Source organism: Citricoccus sp. I39-566 (assembly GCF_031432995.1).
Classification (GTDB): domain Bacteria; phylum Actinomycetota; class Actinomycetes; order Actinomycetales; family Micrococcaceae; genus Citricoccus; species Citricoccus nitrophenolicus_A.
The window spans coordinates 2,935,951-2,958,459 of sequence record NZ_CP133842.1; the positions used below are offsets into that span (position 1 = coordinate 2,935,951).

Below are 22,509 nucleotides of genomic sequence, written 5' to 3' on the forward strand. Positions count from 1 at the left end.
CAGAGGGTCGGAGTGGGCCCGGACTCATGCCGGGCTGGGCGAAGATTCCGTACCAGTCTAGTCCTGCTCTAGTCCGACGCCACGGGATGACGCAGGAGCGGCTGGGCCAGGAGCATGGTGAGGATCGCCACGACCGGGATTCCCCAGGTCCACACCGTGCCGGCGATCGCCGGCCCGGGGAGCACGGCCAGCGTGTACTCGTTCGCGGCCACCGCCCACGTGTCGAGTCCGGGCCAGTTGCCCAGGACCATGGCCGTGGTGAAGGCCGCGATCGCCACCACGCCCCCGGCCCACGGGACCGAGGACCGCAGCGTCCACCACAGTTGCGCCGAGCCGGTGAGCAGCAGCGCCAGCACCGCCCCCCACGGCAGGACCCAGGCGCCCACCGCCGTACTGGTCCCGCCGATCCAGCTGAAGTTCAGGTGCAGGACCGTGCCGAGGAGCCCGACGCCGGCCCCCACCAGGACCGCGACGACCGCCGGGACCCAGCCGGGCCGACGTCGGGCCCGGCCAGGGACGCCGGGCCCGGGTGTGTCAGGACTTGGCACGGGCGCGGGCGGCCTTGTTGCGCTCGTTGGCGTCCAGGATGACCTTGCGGATGCGGATGTCCTCGGGGGTGATCTCGACGCACTCGTCCTCGCGGGCGAACTCGAGGGACTCCTCCAGGGTCAGCTTCTTCGGCGGGGTCAGGCCCTCGAAGGAGTCGGAGGAGGCCGCGCGCATGTTGGTGAGCTTCTTCTCCTTGGTGATGTTCACGTCCATGTCATCGGCGCGCGAGTTCTCGCCCACGATCATGCCCTCGTAGACCTCGGCCCCGGGCTGGACGAAGAACATGCCGCGCTCTTGCAGGTTGATCATGGCGAACGGCGTGGCGGTGCCGGCGCGGTCCGCCATCAGGGAGCCCTTGTCCCGGTACTCGATGGGCCCGGCCCAGGGCTCGTAGCCGTTGGCGAACGAGGAGGCGATGCCGGCGCCGCGGGTGTCCGTGAGGAACTGGGTGCGGAAGCCGATCAGGCCGCGGGCGGGCACGTTGAACTCCATGCGGATCCACCCGGTGCCGTGGTTCTTCATCTCGGTCATGCGCCCCTTGCGGGCGGCCATCAGCTGGGTGATGGGGCCCATGAACTCCTCGGGCGTGTCGATGGTCATGAGTTCCATCGGCTCGTGGAGCTTGCCGTCGATGGTCCGCGTGACCACCTGGGGCTTGCCCACGGTGAGCTCGAAGCCCTCGCGGCGCATCTGCTCCACCAGGATGGCCAGGGCCAGCTCGCCACGGCCCTGGACCTCCCAGGCGTCCGGGCGCTCGGTCGGCAGGACCTTGAGGGAGACGTTGCCGATGAGCTCCGCGTCGAGGCGGTCCTTGACCTGGCGGGCGGTGACCTTGGCGTTCTTCACGCGGCCGGCCAGCGGGGAGGTGTTGATGCCCACGGTCATGGAGATCGCCGGGTCGTCCACCGTGATCAGCGGCAGCGGCTTCGGGTTCTCCGCGTCGGTGAGGGTCTCACCGATCATGATGTCCTCGATGCCGGCCACGGCCACGATCTCGCCGGGCCCGGCCGACTCGATCGGCTCACGGGACAGGCCCTTGGTGCCGAGCAGCTCGGTGATCTTCACGGTCTTGAGCTGGCCGTCCTGGCGGGCCCAGGCCACCTGCTGGCCCTTCTTCAGGGTGCCGTTGAAGATGCGCAGCAGGGCCAGGCGGCCCAGGAACGGGGAGGCATCCAGGTTGGTGACGTGCGCCTGCAGGACCTCGCCCTCGGTGTAGGTGGGCGCCGGGATGTGCTCCAGGATGGTGGCGAACAGCGGCTCGAGGTCCTCGCTGTCCGGCAGCTCGCCGTCGCCCGGCTGGGTCAGGGAGGCCTTCCCGGCCTTGCCCGAGGCGAAGACCACCGGCAGGTTCAGCACGGAGTCGAGGTCCAGGTCCTCGACCTCCTCGGCGAGATCGGAGGCCAGGCCGAGGAGCAGGTCCATGGAGTCCGAGACCACGCCGTCGATGCGCGCGTCCGGGCGGTCGGTCTTGTTGACCACGAGGATCACCGGCAGGTTGGCGGCCAGGGCCTTGCGGAGCACGAAGCGGGTCTGCGGCAGGGGGCCCTCGGAGGCGTCCACCAGCAGCACCACGCCGTCCACCATGGACAGCCCGCGCTCCACCTCGCCGCCGAAGTCGGCGTGCCCGGGGGTGTCGATCACGTTGAAGGTGATGGTCTGGCCGTCGGCCGAGGGGCCGGAGTAGAACACGGTGGTGTTCTTGGCGAGGATGGTGATGCCCTTCTCGCGCTCCAGCTCGCCGGAGTCCATCACCCGCTCCTCCACCTCGCCATGGCTGGAGAAGGCGCCGGCCTGGCGCAGCATCGCATCCACCAAGGTGGTCTTGCCGTGGTCCACGTGGGCCACGATGGCGACGTTGCGGAGGTCGGTGCGCTGGGTGAGGGCTTCATTCATAGGGGTGCCTGTTCATAGAGTGCGGCGGGCTGGCTGGGGCCCGGCGCCGCGGACGGCCGCCGTCAAGGGCCCCGTCCGATTGTACGGGACACCGGCAATCCTCCGTTCCACCCCCCGCGTCTGGCGTCAGTACGCCTTCTCGCCGAGGGACTCCAGGAACCGGCGGCGCTCGGTGCGCTTGGAGAGCTGTTCATCCGGGTCCGGTACCGGAGCGGCGGAGAGCAGGCGCTTGGTGTACTCCTGCGTGGGGTGGTGCAGCACCTCCTGCGTGGGGCCCTGCTCCACCTCGCGGCCGTCCTTGAGCACGAGCACGCGGTGGGCCAGCATGTCCACCACGGCCAGGTCGTGCGAGACGAACAGGCAGGCGAACTCGTAGCGGGACTGCAGCTCGGCGAACATGTCCAGCACCGCTGCCTGCACGGAGACGTCCAGGGCGGAGGTCGGCTCGTCCGCGATCAGCACCTCCGGGTCCAGGGTCAGCGCGCGGGCGATCGAGATGCGCTGGCGCTGTCCGCCCGAGAGTTCGTGCGGGAACCGGTTGACCACGGAGCGGGGCAGCTTGACGGCATCCAGCAGCTCGTAGGCGCGGTCCAGCTGCGACTTCCGGTTGCCGACCTTGTGGATGACCATCGGCTCCGTGATGATGTCACCGATCGGGAAGCGCGGGTCCAGCGAGGCCGCCGGATCCTGGAAGACCACGCCGATCCGACGGCGCAGCGCGCGGGCGTCCCTCCCCGTCAGGCTGGGCAGGTTCTGGCCGTGGATCTTCAGGGACCCGGCGGCCACGGGCAGCAGTCCCAGGACGGCCTTGGCGATGGTGGACTTGCCGGAGCCGGACTCCCCCACGAGCCCGAGGATCTCCCCCGAGGCCACGCGGAAGTCCACGTCATGGACCACGCGGTTCTTCTTGCCACGGTGGTCGTACTCGATGGACAGCTGCTCGGCCTCGATCGCATAGACGGTCTCGGACGGCGCGGAGGCGGTGCCCCCCGGCTTCACCGCATCTGCCGCCTCCGGCTCCGCCGCCTCGGCACCGAGGCGCGGCACGGAGCCGAGCAGTCGTTCCGTGTAGGGGTGCTGTGGGTTCTGCATCACCTGGTGGACCTCACCGGATTCCACGAGTTCCCCGCGCAGCATCACGCAGACGCGGTCGGCCATGTCCGCCACCACGCCCATGTTGTGGGTGATGAGCAGGATGCCGGTGTTCAGCTGGTCCTTCAGCGAGCGCAGCAGCTCCAGGATCTCGGCCTGCACGGTCACGTCCAGGGCGGTGGTCGGCTCGTCGGCGATGATCACCTCGGGCGAGCAGCTGATGGCCATCGCGATGACGATCCGCTGGCGCTGGCCGCCGGAGAACTGGTGCGGGTACTGCTTGAGCCGGTTCCCGGCGTCCGGGATGCCCACCATCTCCAGCAACTCGACGGCCCGGCGGTCGGCCTCCGTGCCGTAGGCGATGCCGTGCACGTTGAGCGACTCCGTGAGCTGATCGCCCACGGTCAGCACGGGGTTCAGGGCCGTCATCGGTTCCTGGAAGACCATGGCGGCGTGCCGGCCACGGAGCCTGCGCAGGCCGTTGGCGTCCAGCTTCGTGACCTCGCGGTCCCCCAGCATGACGGTGCCGCCCACGGTGGCGTTCGCCGGCAGCAGGCCCATGGCCGTGGAGGAGGTCACCGACTTGCCGGAGCCGGACTCGCCGACCAGCGCCACGACCTCGCCGGGCTTGACGTCGAAGCTGACGCCCTTGACCGCGTGGACCTGGCCGAACTCGGTGTCGAAGGTCACCGAGACGTCCTGGAAGGACAGGATCGGCCTGCCGTCCAGGTCGGGGTGGCGCTGGACCACGCCCAGCGAGCCGGTCGCCGGCCCGGTGCCCGACGTCGGCCGTCCGACTCTCGAGGAACCCGCGGCACCCGCGGTGCCCGGGGCCTCGGTCCCGGACCGGCCGTCGTCGTCGGGATTCTGGTTCTTCTGGCGTCCGAAGAGGCTCATGGGTTTCCAATCGTTCCGATGCCGCGGGGGTCGGAGGGGCCTTGGGTCGGGTTGGCGCCGCCGACCGGGGATCCGCCGCGAGGCACGTCAGGTCCGGTGCTCAGGGCGGGCGAGTCGTCGGCACCGGCGGCGGCCAGGGCCTTCGAGCGCCCGGAGAACCCCAGGAACCCGCGCTTCCTGCCGCGGGAGCCCTGGCGGGGATCGAAGGCGTCCCGCAGGCCGTCGCCGATGAAGTTCACCGACAGGGCGATGGCCAGGATGAACATGCCGGGCCACCAGAACAGCCAGGGCCGGGTGGTGAAGGCGCTCTGGTACTGACTGATCAGCAGGCCGAGGGAGGAGTCCGGTGCCTGGACGCCGAAGCCCAGGAAGGACAGCGACGTCTCCAGCAGGATCGCCGCGGCGATCGCGAAGGTCGCGTTCACCACGATCACCCCGATGGTGTTGGGCAGCAGGTGCCGGAGGATGACCCGGCCGGGGTTGGCCCCCATGGCCACGGCCGCCGCCACGAACTCCTTCTCCCGAAGGGAGAGCACCTCGCCACGCACGAGGCGGGCCAGCGAGGTCCACGTGACGAGGCCGAGGACGAGGGCCAGCGGCAGGATGCCGGCGTTGAGGCCGGAGGCCATCTGCCCCAGGACGGCGGCGAGGACCAGCAGCGGGATGACGATGACGAGGTCAGTCAGGCGCATCAGCAGCGCGTCCATCCAGCCGCGGAAGTAGCCGGCCACGGCGCCCACGACGGCCCCGATGACGGTGGAGACGAGGCCCACCACCAGGGCGATGATCAGCGACTGTTGCGTGCCGCGCATGACCAACGCGAAGTAGTCCTTGCCGGTGGAGTCCTGACCGAAGGGATGCTCGCCCCAGCGCAGACCCTCGCCCCCCAGCCACTGCGGCACCAGGGAGAGCGTGGGGTTGCCGCTGTTGACCACGGCACCGGCCGCGTCATAGTGCTTGTCCCACCAGCCGGGGATGCCGGCGTAGCCGATGGAGGAGAACGCCAGGATGAAGATCAGCACCAGGAAGACGGCGGAGATCATGGCCGCCTTGTGGTTGCGGAAGCGCCGCCGGACCAGCTGGCCCTGGCTGTAGGACTTGCCGGTCCGCTGGCGCAGCTTGGCGTCCTCCACCTCGGCGAGGTTGGCCATGTCCACGGCCTGCTGGGACGGCCTGCCGGACGCAGAGGGGTTCCGGGGTTCCATGGGGGTGTTCCCGTTCTCGTTGCTCATGTCACTCACACTCGAATCCGGGGGTCGAGGACGGCGTACAGGATGTCCGCCAGCAGGTTGAAGAGGACGGCCGCGGTGCCGGTGACGAGGAAGAACGCCATCACGGGCGCCGGGTCGACCTGGATCAGGCCGGTGCGGAACAGCTCACCCATGCCCTTCCAGCCGAAGACCTGCTCGGTGATGACCGCGCCGCCGATCAGGCCGGCGAAGTCGAAGGCCATGATCGTGGTGATCGGGATCAGCGAGTTCCGGAAGGCGTGCTTGAGGATGACCTGCCGTTCGTTCAGGCCCTTGGCGCGGGCCGTGCGGATGTAGTCCTGCTGGCTCACCTCGAGCATGGAGGCCCGGGTATAGCGCGAGTAGCTGGCCAGCGAGATGAGGGCGAGCAGGATGGTGGGCAACAGCAGTTGGGTGCCCTTGTCCAGGAAGTCCTCCCAGAAGGTCCCCGTGAAGTTCGGGGTCTGCGAGCCGATCGTGGCGATGGGGCGGCCGACGATCTCCAGGTAGGCGGGCCAGGAGCGGAAGAGGTGCTCGACGATGATCAGCCCGCCCATGATGACGGCCGTGAACACGGAGACCCAGGTGGCCGCGCCCTTGGAGTAGCCGCCCATCAGCCGGCCGACCAGCACGGCCAGGCCGATGGCCACGACGGCCAGGACGAGCAGGATCAGCCAATTGGGATCCCACAGGAGGTTGTAGGTGGCGTAGTAGGCCACCAGTCCCAGGCCGGCGGTGACCAGACCGGAGTAGAGGACGCGGCGGTTCTTCAGGCCGACCCCCAGGGCCGTCGCCCCGACCGCGGCGGCCACCCCGACGAGCGTGACCACGACCGGTCCCAGCTGCGGGTAGCGCGCGAAGTTCAGCCAGTCCAGGTAGGGAATGGCCACACAGGTGAAGGCGAACGCGGCCAGGAAGGTGAGGAGTCGACGTCGGGCGTTTCCGGCGAGGACGGCCTGCAGGGCCAGGCCCAGGACGAGGCCGATGACGATGATCACCGGCCAGGAGAATCCCGGATCCGGGCTGGCCAACCAGTCATTGAACCCGATGGCGAGGTACTCCTTGAGGAGCACGGCGGCCCAGAACACCGGCAGGGAGAAGAACAGGAAGGTCAGGAAGGTCACCACGTAGTCGATCCCGGAGTACTGCCGGATGGCGGTGAGGATGCCGATCAGCACGCCGAAGACCATGGCGATCACGGTGGCCAGCACGACGAGCCGCAACGTGGACGAGGCCGCGAGGCCGAGCAGGTCGATCACCTGCTGGCCGGAGCGGTTGGTCCCGAGATCGCACTGGCCAATCACGCACTGGCCGACGCCCGTGAGCCAGTCCCAGTAGCGCGCGTACCACGGCTGGTCGAGGTTCATGTAGTTGATCCGCTGTTCCATGAGGAACTCGCGGTTGTCCGCATTGGATTCGCGGAGGTCCTTCAAGGGGTCGCCGGAGTTGATCGTCAGCACATAGAGGAGCAGGGAGGCACCGAGGAGTACCAGGAATGAGCTGCCGAAGCGGCGGAGGATGAATTTCAGCACAACAGAACGTTGCCTTCCGTACCGGGGATCGAGGATGTCGGCCTGACATGTCACGGATCACACGATGTTACCCGAGGGTAACGCCGCGTGGTCCGTCGGGGAACAGCGAGGGCCCGGCCGGTTGGCCGGACCCCCACTGCTTCAGCGATTCAGCACCCCTGACGCAGGCGGCGAATCACTCAGGCGATCACTCGACGCGAGCCCACTGCTGCGCGTTCCACACGGCACCGGTCTGGGTGGCGGTGTTGCGGACGTTGGCGATGTCCGCCGAATGGGCCACGATCCCCGGGTGCGCGTACAGCGGAATACCGAACAGGTCGTCCCACAGCAGCTTCTCGATGATCTTCACCTGCTCGGAATGGACCTCCGGATCGACGGAACCGGCCAGGGTGTCCCAGGCGGCGTCCACCTCTTCGTTGGAGTACTCACCGTAGTTCTGCGGCTGGCCCGTGGCGTAGATGTTCTTGCCCGAGGCGATCTGGCCGGAGCCGGCCCAGGCGAACAGCGCGACCTCATAGTCACCCTGCGGCTGGACCACGCCGAAGAAGTCGGCGTGACCGGCGTCGATGATGTTGAAGCCGGCCTCGTCACAGGAGGACTTGATCATGGCCACGGTCTCGGCACGGCGCGGGTTCGGGGCGCTGTAGCCGATGCGGACATCGAGGCTGTCGGCTCCGGACTCCTCGACCAGCTGGGTCGAGCGCTCCATGTCCACCTCGTCGTACTGACCGTCATAGGACGCGTCCACGACCTCCTGGTAGCTCTCCTGGAACGGGAAGACCTCGCGGGCGTTCATCACCACGGCCTCGGGGTCCAGCGGCTTGATGAGGTTGTCCACGATCTGCTGGCGGGGCACACACAGGGCGAAGGCCTCACGCAGCTCGGGGCTGTCGGCGAACAGCGAGCCGTCCATGAAGTTGAAGTCCAGGTGCTCCCAGGTCAGGGACGCGTCCTGCTGGATGACGATCTGGTCCCCCAAACCCTCCAGCTGCTCCAGGGTGTCCACGGTGGCCTGCGGCTCGATGACGTTGAGGTCACCGTTCTGCAGGGCCTGGACGTGGGTGTCGGCGGCCGCGAAGCGGATCACGAGTTCCTGGGTGGCAGCCGGGGTGCCCCAGTAGTTCTCATTGGCCTCGAGCGTGATGGACTGGCCGGGCTCCCAGCTCTTGAACTTGTAGGGGCCGTTGGACGGGGCGATCTCCTCGGCCGGCAACTCGCCGGGCGTGGTGTTCCAGCCCGTGTTCCAGAACTCGGCGGCCGGGGCCAGCGCCTCGGCGTCCTCGTTCTGCACGGCCTCCATCATGGCCTCCATGCCCATCCCCGACTGCTCGGCGACCACATGGGCCGGCTGGGCCGTGTCCAGGAGGATCGGCCAGTCCGCAAAGGGCTCGGAGAAGGTGATGGTGAATTCCTTGCCGTTCGGGTCACCCTCCGGCGCCTCCGGCACATAGGTGCCGAACTGCTGGGAGATGGCGTTGAACAGCGGCGCGGCCTCGTCTCCCTCACCAGTGGTGATCCGCGGGTTCTCCGCACCCCACTTGAGGATGTAGTCCGCGGCGGTGACCGGGGTCCCGTCGGACCAGACGGCGTCTTCGTTGATGGTGTACTTCACCTGGAGGGGCTCGTCGGAGACCTTCTCGTAGGTGCCGTACTCCTCGTTCTGGTAGATCTCGCCGTCCGTGCCGAAGTAGGCGAAGGTGGAGATCATGCGCTCGGTGACTGCCGAGTTGTAGGTGGAGTAGGTCTCCGGGGTCATCGAGTTGTAGGAGATGAACTCGTCCTCGCCCACGGAGTAGGAGATGGAGCCGTCCTGGGTCTCGATGTCCCCGAGGTCTGCCAGTCCGGTGTCAGCGGGCTCGACCGTCAGCTTGTTGCCGTGCTCGCCGGTGAACACCTCACCGTTGCCGGCCCCTTCGGAGGCATTGGCGGATTCATTGTCCTCGGCCGGACCGCCCGGCGCGCAGGCGGTCATGACGAGCGCCGAGCTGGCCAACAGGGCAGCAGCGGCAGAAAGCTTTGTGTACTTCATCAAAGCGTCTCCATTCAAACAGGTGCGAGACGTGGCGTGCTCCCGATCCGACCCGGATATGGGGTGGGAGGGTCGGTCCGATTCCGGGGCCAATCCGGATTCCCGGAGAAGCACCAGAGGGTGAGCAACACCACAAGGTGTGCACGAGAATAGCCTTGCAACATGCGAAAGCAACATTGAATAGTGTGGCCCGAGGCCAATCGTTACCATCCCGTAACTTTGACGTCGCTCGCCGAAAACCGCGTGTTTCCGGGCCGTTACCGGAGGTGACCCTCGCGTTAAGTTACGCCCCGAAACGGGTGTTTCACATCACGACCAGCGGTTTTCCGGGACTTCAACGGGTCCCTTCACGTTCCGCCCGCCGTGTCGTGCGTGTCCGGGTGACAGGGTGACAGGGTGAGGGCGTCAGGATGAGGGTGAGTGTGGCGTGGCGGCTCAGCGGGGCAGCTGGGGACCCAGCGGGAAGTAGGGCAGGTAGGCCACCCCGGAGACGTTGTACTTGAACTTGATGCCCATGACGATGCGGATCCCCACGTGCATCCCCCACGCGCCGACGGCGAACACCTGCCCCAGGCGGCGGTTGACCAGGGAGAGGGGTGCCCCGAGCTCCACGGCCAGCGAGACTGCCGCCATGAGGGTGAACAGCTCCTTCTGCTGGTAGAGCGCCGTCCCGGCCGCCGGCTTCGCGGTGCCGAAGAGGTCCTTGCGCATGCCATCCACGGCGATCTGCCCGCGCAGCACGTCTCCCCCGGCCCATTTCAGTCCCAACGGTCCGCGGACCTTGGCCATGCCGGAGATGAAGTACACGGCCACGGTGGCCACGTTCAGGGCGGTGGGGACGGCCCCGTAGGCCCGTGCGCACCGCTGCGGGAACAGGGTGCCGTCCCGCAGCAGCGAGTCCACGCTGAGCGCATCGGCGGACCGGGTGGTGCCCAGGACCACCTGGTGCATCGTCATCATGTTGTCGCTGTGCAGCAGCATGGTCCAGGAGTTGCGGTAGCTGATGGTCCAGAGCTGCAGGGCCGCGTTGAGCGGGCCCGTGACCCGGTGCCCCACGCCCAGCGTGGAGACGAGGTTCACGACCTGGGCCGCGTCGAAGATCCCGTCCGCCAGCCTCGGCGGCAGCGGCTTCTTGAGGACCTTGACCACGCCCACCGGGGTGAACTGGGAGGCGTCCTGGGCGTGGAGCTTCCGGAACATGGGCCGTCGCCTGATGTTGTGGACCGCGGAGAACACGCCCGTGGCCACGCGGAGCACCGCCGGACGGATCGGCTGGGCCGCCGGCCTCAGTTGGTCCACCACCGCCTGGAACACCGGCGACTGGAAGGACGGGAAACCCGGGACGGAGGGGGCTGGCGGGACGGGGGAATCGGCGCCGGTCATCGGACGGCCTCCTGCTCGGTTGCGGACTCGGTGACGGACTCGGTTGCGGAATCGGGTGCGGACTCGGTGGCGGACTGGACCGTGTTCTCGGTGAGGTAGTCGCCGGGGGTATTGCCCGTGCCCACGGGCCGTGGCGGGAGGTTGCCGAGCTCGGAGCGGGCCATGGGGCCGGTGGGTGGCCCCTGGGGGTCCTGCGCCTCATCGTGGCGCGTCTCGGAGACGGCCACGGCGGTGCCGCCCACCTCGGCCCGGGCATGGACGGTCTCCATCTGCGGAGTCGTGTTGCCGGCGTAGTAGGTGTCGAAGAAGTACCGCGAGCGCACCACCTCCACGCGGACAATGTCCGCCTCCTTACGCCGCCGCACGGCACCCACGCCCTGGCCCGTGGCCGCGGGCCGCCGCTGCTGATCGGCGAGGGCGTCGGCATAGCGTTGGGCGACCTCCACCCCGCGGCCCTGGCGCACCATCCGGGTGATCTGCTTGCGGACCTGGTTCAGGCCGCCGGCCCCGAAGTGGCTGTAGTGCGGGATGACCCGCCGGCCGTCGGCGGTGAAGCCCGCCACGTGCGGGATCCGCGTGCGGTCCTTCCGGTCATCCGAGAACATCGGATACGTGGACAGGGGGAAGGAGTCCTGCTCGTTCTTGTCCTTGCCGTTGAAGTAGTGCCGTACGGGCGAGAGCAGTACGGCGGCCAGGGCGACTCCGGCCGTCAGGGCCCAGAGGTCGCGTTCGGTGGCGGCGGGTGAGAGGTGAGGGTACGGGAGATCGGTTGTCACGGTGAGGTCCTTCGGTGCGAGGCGGCGTCCGCCAGGACGGCGCGGGCGGCGTGCAGGCCGGCCATGCCGTGGACTCCCCCGCCGGGTGGGGTGGAGGAGGAGGCGAGGTACAGCCCGGGGGTGGAGGTGCGGTGCGGGCTGAGGACGGGGGCGGGACGCAGGATCTGCTGCAACCCGCCCATGGACCCACCGGCCACGTCACCGCCGATGAGGTTGGGGTTCCAGGATTCGAGGGCCGACGGCGGGGTGGCCACCCGGTGCACGATCCGGTCCCGGAATCCGGGGGCGTACCGCTCGATCTGGGCTTCGATCGCCTCGTCGACGGGGGCGTCGTACCCGCCGGGGACGTGGGCGTAGGTCCACAGCACGGTCTTGCCGTCGGCCGCGCCGGTGGCGCGCGAGGGGTCCGCACTCTGCTGCTGGCAGACCATCACGAAGGGCCTCTCGGGCATGCGCCCGGCCTTGGCCTCGCGCTCGGCGTGCTCCATCTCCGCGAGGGAGCCGCCCACGTGCACGGTCCCGGCTCCGCCGACCCGGGGATCGGTCCACGGGACCGGTCCGTCCAGCAGGTAGTCGATCTTGGAGGCCCCGGTGCCGTACGTCCAGCGCTTCAGATGCCCCGCGTAGCGGTCGGTCAGGTCGGCGCCCTTCAGCCGGAGCAGCTGGCGCGGGGTGACGTCCAGCAGGATCGCGTCTGCCCCGGCGAACTCGCCGAGGTCCGTGACCTCGTGGTTCAGGTGGATGCGGCCGCCGTGGGAGCGGAGCACGGACACCAGGGCATCGGCGATCCCCTGCGAGCCGCCGCGGGCCACCGGCCAGCCCCGGGTCATGCCGAGGGCGCCGAAGATCAGCCCGAAGGCGGAGGTCAGCAGGTGCGAGGGCGGCAGGATGGCGTGGATGGAGGACCCGGCGAACAGGGCGCGGGCCGCCTCGTCCCGGAAGACTGCGCGGCCGAGGGCACCGGAGGGCCAGAGGGCGCGCACCCCGAAGCGGGCCATGCTCAGCAGGTGCGGGGGCCAGCGCAGCAGCGAGGGGCCGAGGATATTGGCCAGGTGGGCGTCGATGTCACCGACCAGGGGCGCGTGTAGGGCCTTCCACGCGGCCCCGTCTGCGCCGAGCCCGGCCACGGTGGCCTGCATCGAATCGTGCAGCACCGCGGCGGGTCGGCCCTGGAGCGGATGGGCCATCGGATACTCCGGATGCAGCCACTCCAGCCCGTGCGAGGTCAGGTCCAGGTCCCTGAACACGGGGCTGGCGACGCCGAAGGAGTGCCCCGCGGCCCCCAGGTCCACGATGGTGCCGGGGCCCAGGACGTCTGCGGACCCGGAGGCTCCGCCGTAGGCGTGGTGCCGCTCGTGGACGTCGACCTCCCAGCCGGCGCGGGCCAGCACGGCGGCGGCGGTGAGCCCGTTGGGCCCGGAGCCCACGACGACGGCCCGTCGCCCGCCGCTGGGGCGTGCGCTGTGGTGCGGTGTCTGGTTCAGCATGAGAACTGCTTCCGTCCTTTGAAGTTGCTGTGAATATCCTGCAGGGCAGGGATGAGACCTCGATGAGTGCGGGATGAGATGGAGATGAGTCCTCTCATCCGGCCATCGCCGTGGCCCGGATCAGGTCCGAGACGTGGACCATCAGCCGCTTGTCCCCCGGGTGCCCGCTGGCGCGGTCCGTGACCATCCCGACGGCCAGGTCGAGGTCCGGGTCGGCCCAGCCGAGGCAGACGTCGGAGCCGTTGTGCCCGAAGGTCCGTTCCGTGCTCGTGGTGCCGAACGGGCACCAGTCCCCCGTTCCGCCCAGCTGCACCCCCGTCCCCCAGCGGGTCGGCAGGCGGGTCCAGGCGTCCCGGCCGCCCTCCGAGCTCGGCGCGCACAGCGCGGATCGTTCCGGGGCGTCCAGCAGCCCGCGGTAGAACAGGGCGAGTTGCCGTGCGGTGGTGGACAGCCCGGCCGCCGGGATGCGGGCCTGGCGAACGGCGCGCCGGTTCAGCACCGCCGCGACCACGGGGCCGCCCGGACCCGCCCGCCAGGATCCGTCGAGGGGCAGGCAGCGGTGCATCTGGGCCTCCGGGACGCCGGGGTGCACATCCGTCAGCCCCGCGGGGTCCAGCACCTCTCGGTGCAGCAGCTCCGCCCAGGCGTCAGGTCGCCCGCCGGTGGCCCGGCGCACCACCTCGGCCAGGATGAACCCGAAGTCCAGCGGCTGATACGCGGAGCCGGACGCATACCGCCGGGCACGACGCCGGCCCCGCGCCACCCGCAGCACCGAGGACTCGGCGCGGTGCATGGACAACACCGCGGCCGGGTAGGGGCCGGCCGTGGGCACGGCGGTGCGGTGGGTCAGGACGTCGCGCAGGGTGGTGCCGGCCTTGGAGCCCCGCCCGCCGGTCCCGAACTCGGGCCAGTACTCGGCCACGGCGGCATCGAGTTCGAGCACCCCCCGGCCGGCCAGCCGGTGCACGAGCAGTGAGGTGAAGGGCTTGGACGCGGAGAAGAGCCAGCCCAGGGCGTCCGGCGTGCAGCCTGCGGCGCCGTCCAGGACCACCTCGCCGCGGTGCACCACGGTGAGCTGCACCGACGCCCCGCGGGAGGCCGCCACCTCGAGGACCGGCTGCCAGTCGGGGAGGATGGGGGCCGGCGTCGTGCTCATGAGACCCCAGCGTAGTGAACGGTGCGCCGGGCCGGGCCCCTCGGTCCCCGGCCCTACACTCGGGACGTGGAGAACTTCTGGCTGGCGTTCGGACTGACGTTGCTGGCCGGGCTCAGTACCGGGATCGGCGGCCTGATCTCGGTGGTTCCGCGGCGTTCCTCCGGACCCTTCCTCTCGGTCTCCCTGGGTTTCTCGGCCGGGGTCATGCTCTACGTCTCCTTCATGGAGATCATGCCCAAGGCGCTGACGTCCCTGACGGACGCCGCCGGAGCGACGGCCGGCCCCTGGGCCGCGGGGGCGGCCTTCTTCGTGGGGATCCTGGTCATCGGCGTGATCGACCGGCTGGTCCCCGCGCAGATCAACCCGCACGAGCCGGGCCTGGTGCACCATCCCGCCGCGGCCGTCAAGCGCCGCCGCATGATGAGGACCGGCACCGTCACCGCGCTGGCCATCGGCATCCACAACTTCCCCGAGGGCTTCGCCACATTCATCGCCGGGTTGACGGACCTGCAGGTGGCATTGCCCGTGGCGCTGGCGATCGCGCTGCACAACATCCCCGAGGGCGTGGCCGTGGCCGTGCCGATCCGCGAGGCCACCGGCTCCCGGCGCAAGGCCGTGCGCTGGTCCTTCCTGTCCGGCCTGGCCGAGCCGGCCGGGGCGCTGATCGGCTTCGCCCTGCTGATGCCCCTCATGAACGACTTCACGCTCGGCACCACCTTCGCGCTGGTGGCCGGCATCATGGTGTTCATCTCCCTCGACGAGCTGCTGCCCACCGCCCGCGAGTACGGCAAACACCACCTCGCGATGTACGGCCTGGTGGCCGGCATGGCCGTCATGGCGGTCTCCCTGCTGCTGTTCACCACCCTCTGACGACGCGCCGGGGACGGCATACCTCTGGTGAGAGGGGTAGAACTGGACCATGACCACTGACCCGCGCACCGCCTCCGACCCCGCCGACAGCGCCCCGAGGGCCCGCGCCGGGACCATCGGCTTCGGTCTGGCCGTGGCCGCCGTCGTCCTCATCGCCTTCTCCCTGCGGCCCGGGGCCACGGTCTTGGGCCCGGTGCTGGCGGAGCTCTCCGCCTCCCTGGGCATCGACGGCTCGGTGGCCGGGATCCTCACCGCCCTGCCGGGACTGCTGTTCGGCCTGGTCGGCTTCGTGGCGGTCAGCCTGGGCCGGCGGGCGGGGCTCTCCCTCACCGTCGCCCTGAGCCTGGTCATCGTGGTCCTCGGCCTGCTGCTGCGCCCGCTGGCCCCCTCCATCTGGGTGTTCGTGCCGCTGACGGCGCTGGCCCTGGCCGGCATGGCGGTCGGCAACGTGCTCGTCCCGGCCTGGATCAAGCGGCACGGCGGCCCCAGCACCGTCGCCCTGATGACCCTGTACAGCATGTTCCTCACGGTCGGCGGCTCCGCCGGGTCCGGTCTGGCGGCACCGCTGGCCGAGGCGGCGGGTTCCACCGTGGCCGGCCCGGCCGACGGTTGGCGCTGGTCGCTCGGATTCTGGGGGCTGGCCGCCGTCGTGCCCCTGGTCCTGTGGCTGGTGGTGGCCCGCCGCACCGGGCACGACTTCCCGGGGACCCCGCCCCAGGCGCAGCCGGACCGACCGCTGCGATCCTCGCCGACCGCCGTGTTCCTCATGGTGCTGTTCGGGATGCAGTCCATGAATGCCTACGTCCAGTTCGGCTGGCTCCCCCAGATGTACCGGGATGCCGGTCTGGAGCCCACCCTCGCCGGCGGCCTGCTCTCCGTGGTCGCCGCCCTGGGCGTGATCGGCGGGCTGGTCATGCCGACCGTGATCGACCGGTCGCGCAGCCTGGCGCCGTGGATGATCGGCTTCGGCGCCATGACCGTCGCCGGCTGGACGGGGATGCTGCTGGCGCCGGCCGAGGCCGGGCTGCTGTGGGCCGTCCTCCTGGGCCTGGGCGGCTTCGCCTTCCCGACCGCGATTGCCCTGATTCCCGCCCGGAGCAGATCGCCCCACGTCACCGCCCGGTTGTCCGGATTCGTCCAGCCCTACGGCTACCTCGTGGCGGCCATCGGGCCCCTGGCCGTGGGGCTGATCCACGCGGCCACCGGCTCCTGGACCCTGGTGCTCATCCTGTTGGCCTGCTCCGGGGTGCTCATGGCCCTGGCCGGACTCCGCGTCTCCGGGCGCGTCTTCGTGGACGACGAGATCGCCGCGCGTCAGTAGACCACGGCCTCCTGCAGGGTGGCCTCCCCGGACCTCTCCTCGCCGGAGGGCGTGGTCCACTCGACCTCGATGACGTCGCCCACGTTGTGGTCGTTGACGATCCCGGAGAGCTCGCTGGGGGTGGAGACCGGCTGGCCGTCCACCGAACGGACGACGTCTCCCTCGCGCAGGCCGAGCTGCTCGGCCGAGGACCCGGGCGTCACCTCGATGATCACGGCCCGGCCCTGCTCGCTGCCGACCACGATGCCCAGGGCTCCGTCCACGCCGATGCTCACGGTGTCCGTCTCCTCGCCGGAGACCACCTGCTCCACCACGTCCAGCGCGGTGGTCACCGGGATGGCGTAGCCATTGACCTCCTCGGCCGTCTCCCCCTGGGAGGCCGCCGTGGTGATGCCGACGATCTGGCCGTCGCCGTCCACCAGGGGGCCGCCCGAGTAGCCGGGGACCACATCGGCGCTGCTCTCGATCAGCCCTGCCAGCCGGGACGCGTCATCCGGGACACCGGAGGAGGCCACGATGGTCTCGTCCAACCCCGTCACCTCGCCAACGACGGCGGTGAGGTAGCCCTGCCCGCCGCCGTTGCCGACGGCCGCCGAGGGCTCCCCGCGGCCCGGCAGGTCCGTGTTGATGGACGCGGTCGCCAGCGAGGGGGCGTCCTCGATCTGGAGGACCGCCACATCATGCAGCGAGTCCCGGCCCAGCACGGTGGCCGTGTAGACCTCGCCGGTGTCCGCCACCGTCACGGTGACGTCCGAGGCGTCTTCGACGACGTGATAATTGGTGATGGCCAGCCCCTCGCCCGTCAGCACGACGCCGGTGCCCGTGCCGCGGCCGTTCATCAGCCGGGTGTCCACCAGCAGGACGCCGGGGGCCTCCTCCACCCGGGTGCCCTGGTCGAGGCCCGCCTCGTCCAGCACGGGACCGGCATCCCAGTCGACCTGGATGCCCTCATGGCTGCGCTGCAGGGCCTCCCCGAGGGGCACCCCGCCCGTGGCGGGCAGGGCAGGACCGCGCTCCTGGCTCGCCACGATGTCCTGGATCTTGTCGAACACCAGCAGGCCCACCCCGCCGGCGAGGACGGCCCCGGCCAGGAATCCCACGGCGATGATCATGCGGTACGTGGCGCTCCGGCGTCGCCGGGGCCGCGGCACGGGCGGGCGGTGCTGTTCCGCCAGGTCCGGCTGTCCCGGCGGCAGGTACGGCTGCTGGGGACGCCCATCCCACGAGGTCCCGTAGATCGGGCCGACGGCGGGTGGGCGGGCGGGAAGGGGCGGGACCCCGTCCGCGGGGCGGTCGGGGTCCCGCGGGTCGCCGGGGTCGTTCACGGTGTTCCGGTTCTCGGGTGGCCTGGGTCCTGGACGGGGGGCGGGTCAGCCGCGGGCGGCGGCCAGGGCGGACTCGTAGTCCGGCTCGGTGGTGATCTCCGGCACCACCTCCGTGTAGGTCACGGTGCCCTGCGGATCGATCACGACGACGGCGCGCGCCAGCAGGCCGGCCATGGGGCCGTCCGCCTGGGTCACGCCGTAGTCCTCACCGAAGGTGGAGCGGAAGACCGAGCCGGTGGTGACGTGGTCGATCCCCTCGGCGGAGCAGAAGCGGCCCGCGGCGAAGGGAAGGTCTGCCGAGACGGCCACCACGGTGGTGTTCTCCAGCTCGGCCGCGGCCTCGTTGAACCTCCGCACCGACTGCGCACAGACGCCGGTGTCCAAGGAGGGGAAGATGTTCAGCACCACGGTGCGGCCGGCCAGGGATTCCAGGGTGACCGAGGACAGGTCGGAGCCGGTGAGTTCGAAGGCCGGGGCGGGTGCGCCCACGGAGGGGAGCTGTCCGACGGTGTTGACGGGTGTGGACTTGAATGCGGTGGTTGCCATGCGCTCCAACCTAGCGGTTTAGGCTGGCCCAGTGGAACTGCACAGCAATGTCACGGACACCGCCCTGCTCTTCGAGGGCGGCGGGATGCGGGCCTCCTATACGTCCGCCATGGTGGTGGCCCTGCTGGAGGCGGGCATCCACCTGGACTTCGTGGCGGGCATCTCCGCCGGATCCTCCAATACCGCCAATTACCTGGCCCGGGATCCCTGGCGCGCCCGGCACTCCTTCGTGGACTTCGCCGCGGACCCACGATTCGGCAACTGGAAGACGTTCCTGCGCGGCGACGGGCTGTTCAACGCCCGGTACATCTACGAGGAGACCGGCCTTCCGGACCAGGCCCTGCCCTACCCCTGGGAGCGGTTCCAGGCCAATCCGGCGACCCTGCGCGTGGGTGCCTTCGACGCCGAGTCCGGCGAGGCCGTGTGGTGGGGGCGGGAGGACGTGCCGGAGATGGCCGACCTGATGGTGCGGGTCCGGGCCTCGAGCACGATGCCCGTGCTGATGCCCCCGGTGCGGCTGGACGGCCGGACCTATGTGGACGGGGCACTGGGACCGGATGGCGGGATCCCGCTCTCGGCCGCCGAGGATGCGGGCTTCGAGAAGTTCCTGGTGGTCCTGACCCGTGAACGCGACTACGTCAAGGGCCCCGAGCGGTTCCCCCGCTTCTACCGGCGCTACTTCCGCCGGCACCCGGCCATCGCCCACGCCCTGATCAACCGCTGGCAGCGCTACAACGCCACCCGCGAGCGCCTGTTCGACCTGGAACGCCAGGGCCGGGCCTACCTGTTCGTCCCCGAGACCATGCCGGTCTCCAACGGGGAGAAGGACGTGGTCCGGCTCGCCGCCTCCCACGAGCTGGGGCTGGCGCAGGCCCACCGGGAGCTGCCGGCCATCCGGGAGTTCCTCGGCCTGCCGGCCGCCTAGCCCCGCTACTGGGCGGAGTCGGGCAGGCCGAAGACCCGGTCGAAGCACCAGGCGTACACGGCGTTGTAGATCAGGAAGAACACGAGCAGCGCCGCCTCGTAGAGGAACGCCTCCCACAGGCCGACCTGCAGCAGCAGCGCCACAGCCGGGATCAGGAAGACCAGCAGGCCGGCCTCGAACAGCACGGTGTGCATCAGGCGCACCCAGAGGGGCCGTCCGGTGTGGCCCGAGCGGCGTTCCCAGCGCTCGAAGAGCGTGTTGAACACCATGTTCCAGATCAGCGCCACCACGGAGGACACCACCCCGACGGCGGCGCTGGCACCGGGCGCATTGCCCAGCAGGGTCAGGATGAGCGTGGCGAACAGGATGGCGAACGCCTCGAAGACGACCGCGTAGACGATCCGACGGACGGTCGGCGTCCGGAACACGCGGCGGCCGATCAGTGCCGGCCGGCCGCCCGGCGCCTTCGGGACCTCCCGGACGGGCGCGGCGGCTGCCGTGGTCTGTGGGGTCTCCGTGGCCTCGGTGGGCTGGGGCGCGTTGGTGGACATGAGAAAGGACCTCCCAGAAATCTCCATGGGAAGTCCTCGACCGGTTTCGCGTCCATGGAAGTGGATGCTCGGCGCCGGGGACCGACCGGCCCTGGGGCCTGGTCGGTGGGGACCGCGGTGGTCCCGTGACGCCGTGTAGTGATTCTACCAAGCTCCAACGCAGTCCGGGCCGCACTCATTCCACCCGGCCGCTACCGCCTGATCTCCGGGACCATGCCTACGATGAGGGGGTCCGCCTCCACCGGCCGGTGCGTGCGGGCCCCATCGGCAGAGAAGAGGACCCTCCCCCATGACCACGTCGTCCACCCCCACCATCAGGGCCGCCATCGTCGGATACGGCAATCTCGGCCGGAGCGTGGAGAAGCTCATCCGCAGCCAGCCGGACATGGAGCTCGTCGGCATCTTCTCGCGGCGCCCCGAGCTGGACACGGACACCCCGGTCTTCCCGGCGGCCTCGGCGGCCGACCACGCCGGCGAGATCGACGTGCTGTTCCTGTGCCTGGGCAGCGCCACGGACATCCCGGAGCAGGCCACGGGATACGCCCGGCACTTCACCACCGTGGACACGTACGACAACCACCAGCTGGTCCCGGACCACTACGCCGCCATGGGCGAGGCAGCCCGCGCGGGCGGCAACGTGGCCGTGGTCTCCACGGGCTGGGACCCGGGACTGTTCTCCCTCAACCGCACGGTGGCCGACGCCCTGTTCCCTGACGCGCAGCAGAACACGTTCTGGGGCAAGGGCCTCTCCCAGGGCCACTCGGATGCCGTGCGCCGGGTCCCCGGCGTGAAGCGGGGCGTGCAGTACACGATCCCGAGCGAGGAGGCGATCGCGGAGGCCAAGGCCGGCCGCGGGGCCGAGATCACCGGCGCCTCCGCCCACGTGCGCGAGTGCTTCGTGGTGGCTGAGGAGCCCGGCGCGGCCAGCGAGGAGGCCATCCGGGAGGCCATCACCACCATGCCGGACTACTTCGCCCCGTATACCACCACGGTGCACTTCATCACCGAGCACGAGTTCGAGCGGGACCATCAGGGCATGCCGCACGGCGGCCACGTCATCACGTCGGGGGACCTCGGCGGGTCCCGCAGCTCCGTCGAGTTCGCGCTCGAGCTCGGCAGCAACCCGGACTTCACCGCCGCCTCGCAGGTGGCCTACGGCCGCGCGGCCGCGCGGCTGCGGGCCGAGGGCCGGACCGGCGCCTTCACCGTGCTCGAGGTGGCCCCCTACCTGCTCTCCCCCGTCCCGCTGGAGGAGCTCATCCGCCGGGACGTGTGAGCACCGCCGGCACCACACCGCTGGCATCACAGCGCCGGCGCACCGCACCACGGCGGGTGCGCCGCCGTCGTCGTATGCTCTGACCATGCCGATCACGCGAGAGCACCGCGAGACCCAGCCCCCTGGCACGCCCCCGGCGTGCGCCCGCCCGGGAGGCCCCCGGTGAGCGGCGGGCTGGTCGCCCTCCTGGACGACGTCGCCGCCCTGGCCCGCATCGCCGCAGCCTCGGTGGATGACATCGCGGCCGGTGCGGCCAAGGCGGGGACCAAGGCCGTGGGCGTGGTGATCGACGACGCCGCCGTCACCCCGCAATACGTCTCCGGCGCCGACCCCTCCCGCGAGCTGCCGTTGATCAAGAGGATCTTCTGGGGATCGCTGCGGAACAAGCTGCTCATCATCCTGCCCGCCCTGCTGCTGATCAGCGCGTTCATCCCCTGGATCATCCCGTGGATCCTGATCCTCGGCGGCACCTACCTGGCCTACGAGGGCGCGGAGAAGGTCTGGCACAAGCTCCGCGGCCACCACGCCGAGAAGCAGGCGCCGGCCTCCGAGAAGGGCCCCGAGGCCGAGGACAAGGTGGTCAAGGGCGCCATCACCACCGACTTCATCCTGTCCTGCGAGATCATGGTCATCTCCCTGAACGAGGTCGCCGACGAGTCCATCTGGCTCCGCGCCATCATCCTCGTGGTGGTGGCCATCGCCATCACCGTCCTCGTGTACGGCGCCGTCGCGCTGATCGTCAAGATGGACGACGTCGGCCTGCACCTCGCGCAGAGGGAGGGCGCCGGTGACGGGGTCCGACGGTTCGGCGAGCTGCTCGTGAAGGCCATGCCGAAGGTCCTGGCCGCGATCACCCTGATCGGCACGGTGGCCATGCTGTGGGTGGGCGGGCACATCCTGCTGCAGCAGGCGGCAGAGCTCGGGCTGCACGCCCCCTACGACCTGGTGCACGCCCTGGAGGCTCCCGTGGCCGCGCTCCCGGCCGTGGGCGGCTTCCTCGGCTGGCTGGTGAACACCCTGTGCTCGGCCGTCGTCGGCCTGCTGTGGGGCCTGCTGGTCCTGGCGGTGCTCCATCCGCTGCTGAAGCTGCTGCCGATCGGACGCGGTGACGGGGGCGGCGAGGACGGCGGCCCCGGCGGTCGCGAGGCGGGATCGCTGCGGGCCGCCGCCGCCGGTCACCGGCCCGGCCGGCGGACCTAACGGGCCGCCGCGGCCGAGAACGCCCACATCACGCCGAAGCGGTCGAAGGCCTGGCCGTACCAGTCACCCCAGGGGGCCTGCTCGAACGGCATGTTCTCGGAGCCGCCGGCGGCCACGAGCCTGCCGATCAGCTCGCGGGCCTCGTCCGGGGTGTCCACCGTGTACAGCAGGGAGTAGGCGGTGTCCCGGACCGGGTAGTCCTTCCCATCCATGACGTCACCGCCGGCCAGTTCCCCGCCGGGCAGGGACAGCGTCACGTGGGCGACGGCCTGGGGATCCGGCTCGAACGGCATGCCCTCCATGGGCGTGTCGCCATAGCGCATCAGGTTCAGCTCACCCCCGAAGACCTCGTGCCAATGCTCGAAGGCCTCAGCGGTGGTACCGGGCAGGGAGATGTAGGTGGCGAGGGAGGTGCTCATGGGGTGCTCCTGGTTCTGGGGGCCCGCTCGGGGGGGGTGCGTGTCGCGCTGGC

19 protein-coding genes are annotated in these 22,509 nt (G+C 70.3%); 5 read left to right on the forward strand and 14 right to left on the reverse strand.

From position 1 onward, the window contains the following. Nucleotides 1-68: 68 nt before the first annotated feature. The 10 genes from RE421_RS13385 to RE421_RS13430 all read right to left on the reverse strand — a co-directional run bounded on the left by RE421_RS13385 (nt 69) and on the right by RE421_RS13430 (nt 14,023). Nucleotides 69-548, reverse strand: coding sequence for a hypothetical protein (locus RE421_RS13385; RefSeq protein WP_309810874.1), 480 nt, complete (start codon nt 546-548; stop codon nt 69-71). Next, nucleotides 535-2,442, reverse strand: a complete 1,908-nt coding sequence (gene typA, locus RE421_RS13390) for a translational GTPase TypA (RefSeq protein WP_309810877.1) — start codon at nt 2,440-2,442, stop codon at nt 535-537. The genes RE421_RS13385 and typA overlap by 14 nt, the downstream gene beginning before the upstream one ends. A 126-nt stretch (nt 2,443-2,568) precedes the next feature. Further along, complete coding sequence (locus RE421_RS13395) at nt 2,569-4,431, reverse strand: ABC transporter ATP-binding protein (protein WP_309810881.1); 1,863 nt, start codon at nt 4,429-4,431, stop codon at nt 2,569-2,571. Further along, nucleotides 4,428-5,663, reverse strand: coding sequence for an ABC transporter permease (locus tag RE421_RS13400; protein ID WP_396134508.1), 1,236 nt, complete (start codon nt 5,661-5,663; stop codon nt 4,428-4,430). Before RE421_RS13400 ends, RE421_RS13395 begins: the two co-directional genes overlap by 4 nt. 5 nt (nt 5,664-5,668) lie before the next feature. Further along, the gene (locus RE421_RS13405) at nt 5,669-7,192 is read right to left on the reverse strand and encodes an ABC transporter permease (RefSeq protein ID WP_309810884.1); all 1,524 of its coding nucleotides are present in this window, start codon (nt 7,190-7,192) and stop codon (nt 5,669-5,671) included. 187 nt (nt 7,193-7,379) lie between these two features. Continuing rightward, nucleotides 7,380-9,221 (reverse strand): ABC transporter family substrate-binding protein, encoded by a 1,842-nt coding sequence (locus RE421_RS13410; RefSeq protein ID WP_309810886.1) that lies wholly within the window; start codon nt 9,219-9,221, stop codon nt 7,380-7,382. A 435-nt stretch (nt 9,222-9,656) separates the two neighbouring features. Then, the gene (locus RE421_RS13415) at nt 9,657-10,604 is read right to left on the reverse strand and encodes a hypothetical protein (RefSeq protein WP_309810889.1); all 948 of its coding nucleotides are present in this window, start codon (nt 10,602-10,604) and stop codon (nt 9,657-9,659) included. Next, entirely contained in the window at nt 10,601-11,380 is a 780-nt protein-coding gene (locus tag RE421_RS13420) for a hypothetical protein (protein ID WP_309810891.1), read from the reverse strand. The genes RE421_RS13415 and RE421_RS13420 overlap by 4 nt, the downstream gene beginning before the upstream one ends. Further along, nucleotides 11,377-12,867: an NAD(P)/FAD-dependent oxidoreductase gene (locus RE421_RS13425; protein ID WP_309810894.1), complete on the reverse strand. Its 1,491-nt coding sequence runs from the start codon at nt 12,865-12,867 to the stop codon at nt 11,377-11,379. The genes RE421_RS13420 and RE421_RS13425 overlap by 4 nt, the downstream gene beginning before the upstream one ends. A gap of 94 nt (nt 12,868-12,961) precedes the next feature. After that, entirely contained in the window at nt 12,962-14,023 is a 1,062-nt protein-coding gene (locus tag RE421_RS13430; RefSeq protein ID WP_309810896.1) for a serine hydrolase domain-containing protein, read from the reverse strand. A 66-nt stretch (nt 14,024-14,089) separates the two neighbouring features. Here RE421_RS13430 and zupT point away from each other — a divergent pair, with 66 nt between their 5' ends. Continuing rightward, entirely contained in the window at nt 14,090-14,893 is an 804-nt protein-coding gene (gene zupT / locus RE421_RS13435; protein ID WP_309810899.1) for a zinc transporter ZupT, read from the forward strand. Between the two features lie 49 nt (nt 14,894-14,942). Continuing rightward, nucleotides 14,943-16,214 carry an MFS transporter gene (locus RE421_RS13440; RefSeq protein ID WP_309810902.1) on the forward strand — a complete coding sequence of 424 codons (1,272 nt, stop codon included), beginning with the start codon at nt 14,943-14,945 and terminating at the stop codon, nt 16,212-16,214. On the opposite strand, the gene RE421_RS13445 is transcribed toward RE421_RS13440, so the two are convergent. Next, entirely contained in the window at nt 16,208-17,539 is a 1,332-nt protein-coding gene (locus tag RE421_RS13445; protein WP_309810905.1) for a S1C family serine protease, read from the reverse strand. The two genes, RE421_RS13440 and RE421_RS13445, sit on opposite strands and share 7 nt — an antisense overlap. 45 nt (nt 17,540-17,584) lie before the next feature. Continuing rightward, nucleotides 17,585-18,085 carry a thiol peroxidase gene (tpx, locus tag RE421_RS13450; protein ID WP_309810908.1) on the reverse strand — a complete coding sequence of 167 codons (501 nt, stop codon included), beginning with the start codon at nt 18,083-18,085 and terminating at the stop codon, nt 17,585-17,587. A 31-nt stretch (nt 18,086-18,116) separates the two neighbouring features. Here tpx and RE421_RS13455 point away from each other — a divergent pair, with 31 nt between their 5' ends. Next, on the forward strand, nt 18,117-19,010 hold the full coding sequence (locus RE421_RS13455) for a patatin family protein (protein WP_309810911.1): 894 nt from the start codon (nt 18,117-18,119) through the stop codon (nt 19,008-19,010). 5 nt (nt 19,011-19,015) lie between these two features. Here RE421_RS13455 and RE421_RS13460 read toward each other — a convergent pair whose 3' ends face one another. Then, a complete protein-coding gene (locus RE421_RS13460) occupies nt 19,016-19,561 on the reverse strand; it encodes a PACE efflux transporter (RefSeq protein WP_309810913.1) in 546 nt (181 codons plus the stop codon). Between the two features lie 289 nt (nt 19,562-19,850). Here RE421_RS13460 and RE421_RS13465 point away from each other — a divergent pair, with 289 nt between their 5' ends. Both RE421_RS13465 and RE421_RS13470 read left to right on the forward strand, forming a co-directional pair. After that, a complete protein-coding gene (locus tag RE421_RS13465; protein WP_309810917.1) occupies nt 19,851-20,837 on the forward strand; it encodes a diaminopimelate dehydrogenase in 987 nt (328 codons plus the stop codon). Nucleotides 20,838-20,999: 162 nt separating this feature from the next. Then, nucleotides 21,000-22,037: a DUF808 domain-containing protein gene (locus tag RE421_RS13470; protein ID WP_309810920.1), complete on the forward strand. Its 1,038-nt coding sequence runs from the start codon at nt 21,000-21,002 to the stop codon at nt 22,035-22,037. Here the strand turns inward: RE421_RS13470 and RE421_RS13475 are convergent. Beyond that, nucleotides 22,034-22,456, reverse strand: coding sequence for a VOC family protein (locus RE421_RS13475; RefSeq protein WP_309810924.1), 423 nt, complete (start codon nt 22,454-22,456; stop codon nt 22,034-22,036). The genes RE421_RS13470 and RE421_RS13475 overlap by 4 nt on opposite strands. Nucleotides 22,457-22,509: the final 53 nt, after the last annotated feature.

What these genes read in the sequence shown, in the direction of transcription:
- typA (WP_309810877.1), bottom strand. Translation starts at nt 2,442, where the DNA reads ATGAATGAAGCCCTCACCCAGCGCACCGACCTCCGCAACGTCGCCATC.
- RE421_RS13395 (WP_309810881.1), bottom strand. Translation starts at nt 4,431, where the DNA reads ATGAGCCTCTTCGGACGCCAGAAGAACCAGAATCCCGACGACGACGGC.
- RE421_RS13400 (WP_396134508.1), bottom strand. Translation starts at nt 5,663, where the DNA reads ATGAGCAACGAGAACGGGAACACCCCCATGGAACCCCGGAACCCCTCT.
- RE421_RS13410 (WP_309810886.1), bottom strand. Translation starts at nt 9,221, where the DNA reads ATGAAGTACACAAAGCTTTCTGCCGCTGCTGCCCTGTTGGCCAGCTCG.
- RE421_RS13415 (WP_309810889.1), bottom strand. Translation starts at nt 10,604, where the DNA reads ATGACCGGCGCCGATTCCCCCGTCCCGCCAGCCCCCTCCGTCCCGGGT.
- RE421_RS13425 (WP_309810894.1), bottom strand. Translation starts at nt 12,867, where the DNA reads ATGCTGAACCAGACACCGCACCACAGCGCACGCCCCAGCGGCGGGCGA.
- RE421_RS13430 (WP_309810896.1), bottom strand. Translation starts at nt 14,023, where the DNA reads ATGAGCACGACGCCGGCCCCCATCCTCCCCGACTGGCAGCCGGTCCTC.
- RE421_RS13440 (WP_309810902.1), top strand. Translation starts at nt 14,943, where the DNA reads ATGACCACTGACCCGCGCACCGCCTCCGACCCCGCCGACAGCGCCCCG.
- tpx (WP_309810908.1), bottom strand. Translation starts at nt 18,085, where the DNA reads ATGGCAACCACCGCATTCAAGTCCACACCCGTCAACACCGTCGGACAG.
- RE421_RS13460 (WP_309810913.1), bottom strand. Translation starts at nt 19,561, where the DNA reads ATGTCCACCAACGCGCCCCAGCCCACCGAGGCCACGGAGACCCCACAG.
- RE421_RS13465 (WP_309810917.1), top strand. Translation starts at nt 19,851, where the DNA reads ATGACCACGTCGTCCACCCCCACCATCAGGGCCGCCATCGTCGGATAC.
- RE421_RS13475 (WP_309810924.1), bottom strand. Translation starts at nt 22,456, where the DNA reads ATGAGCACCTCCCTCGCCACCTACATCTCCCTGCCCGGTACCACCGCT.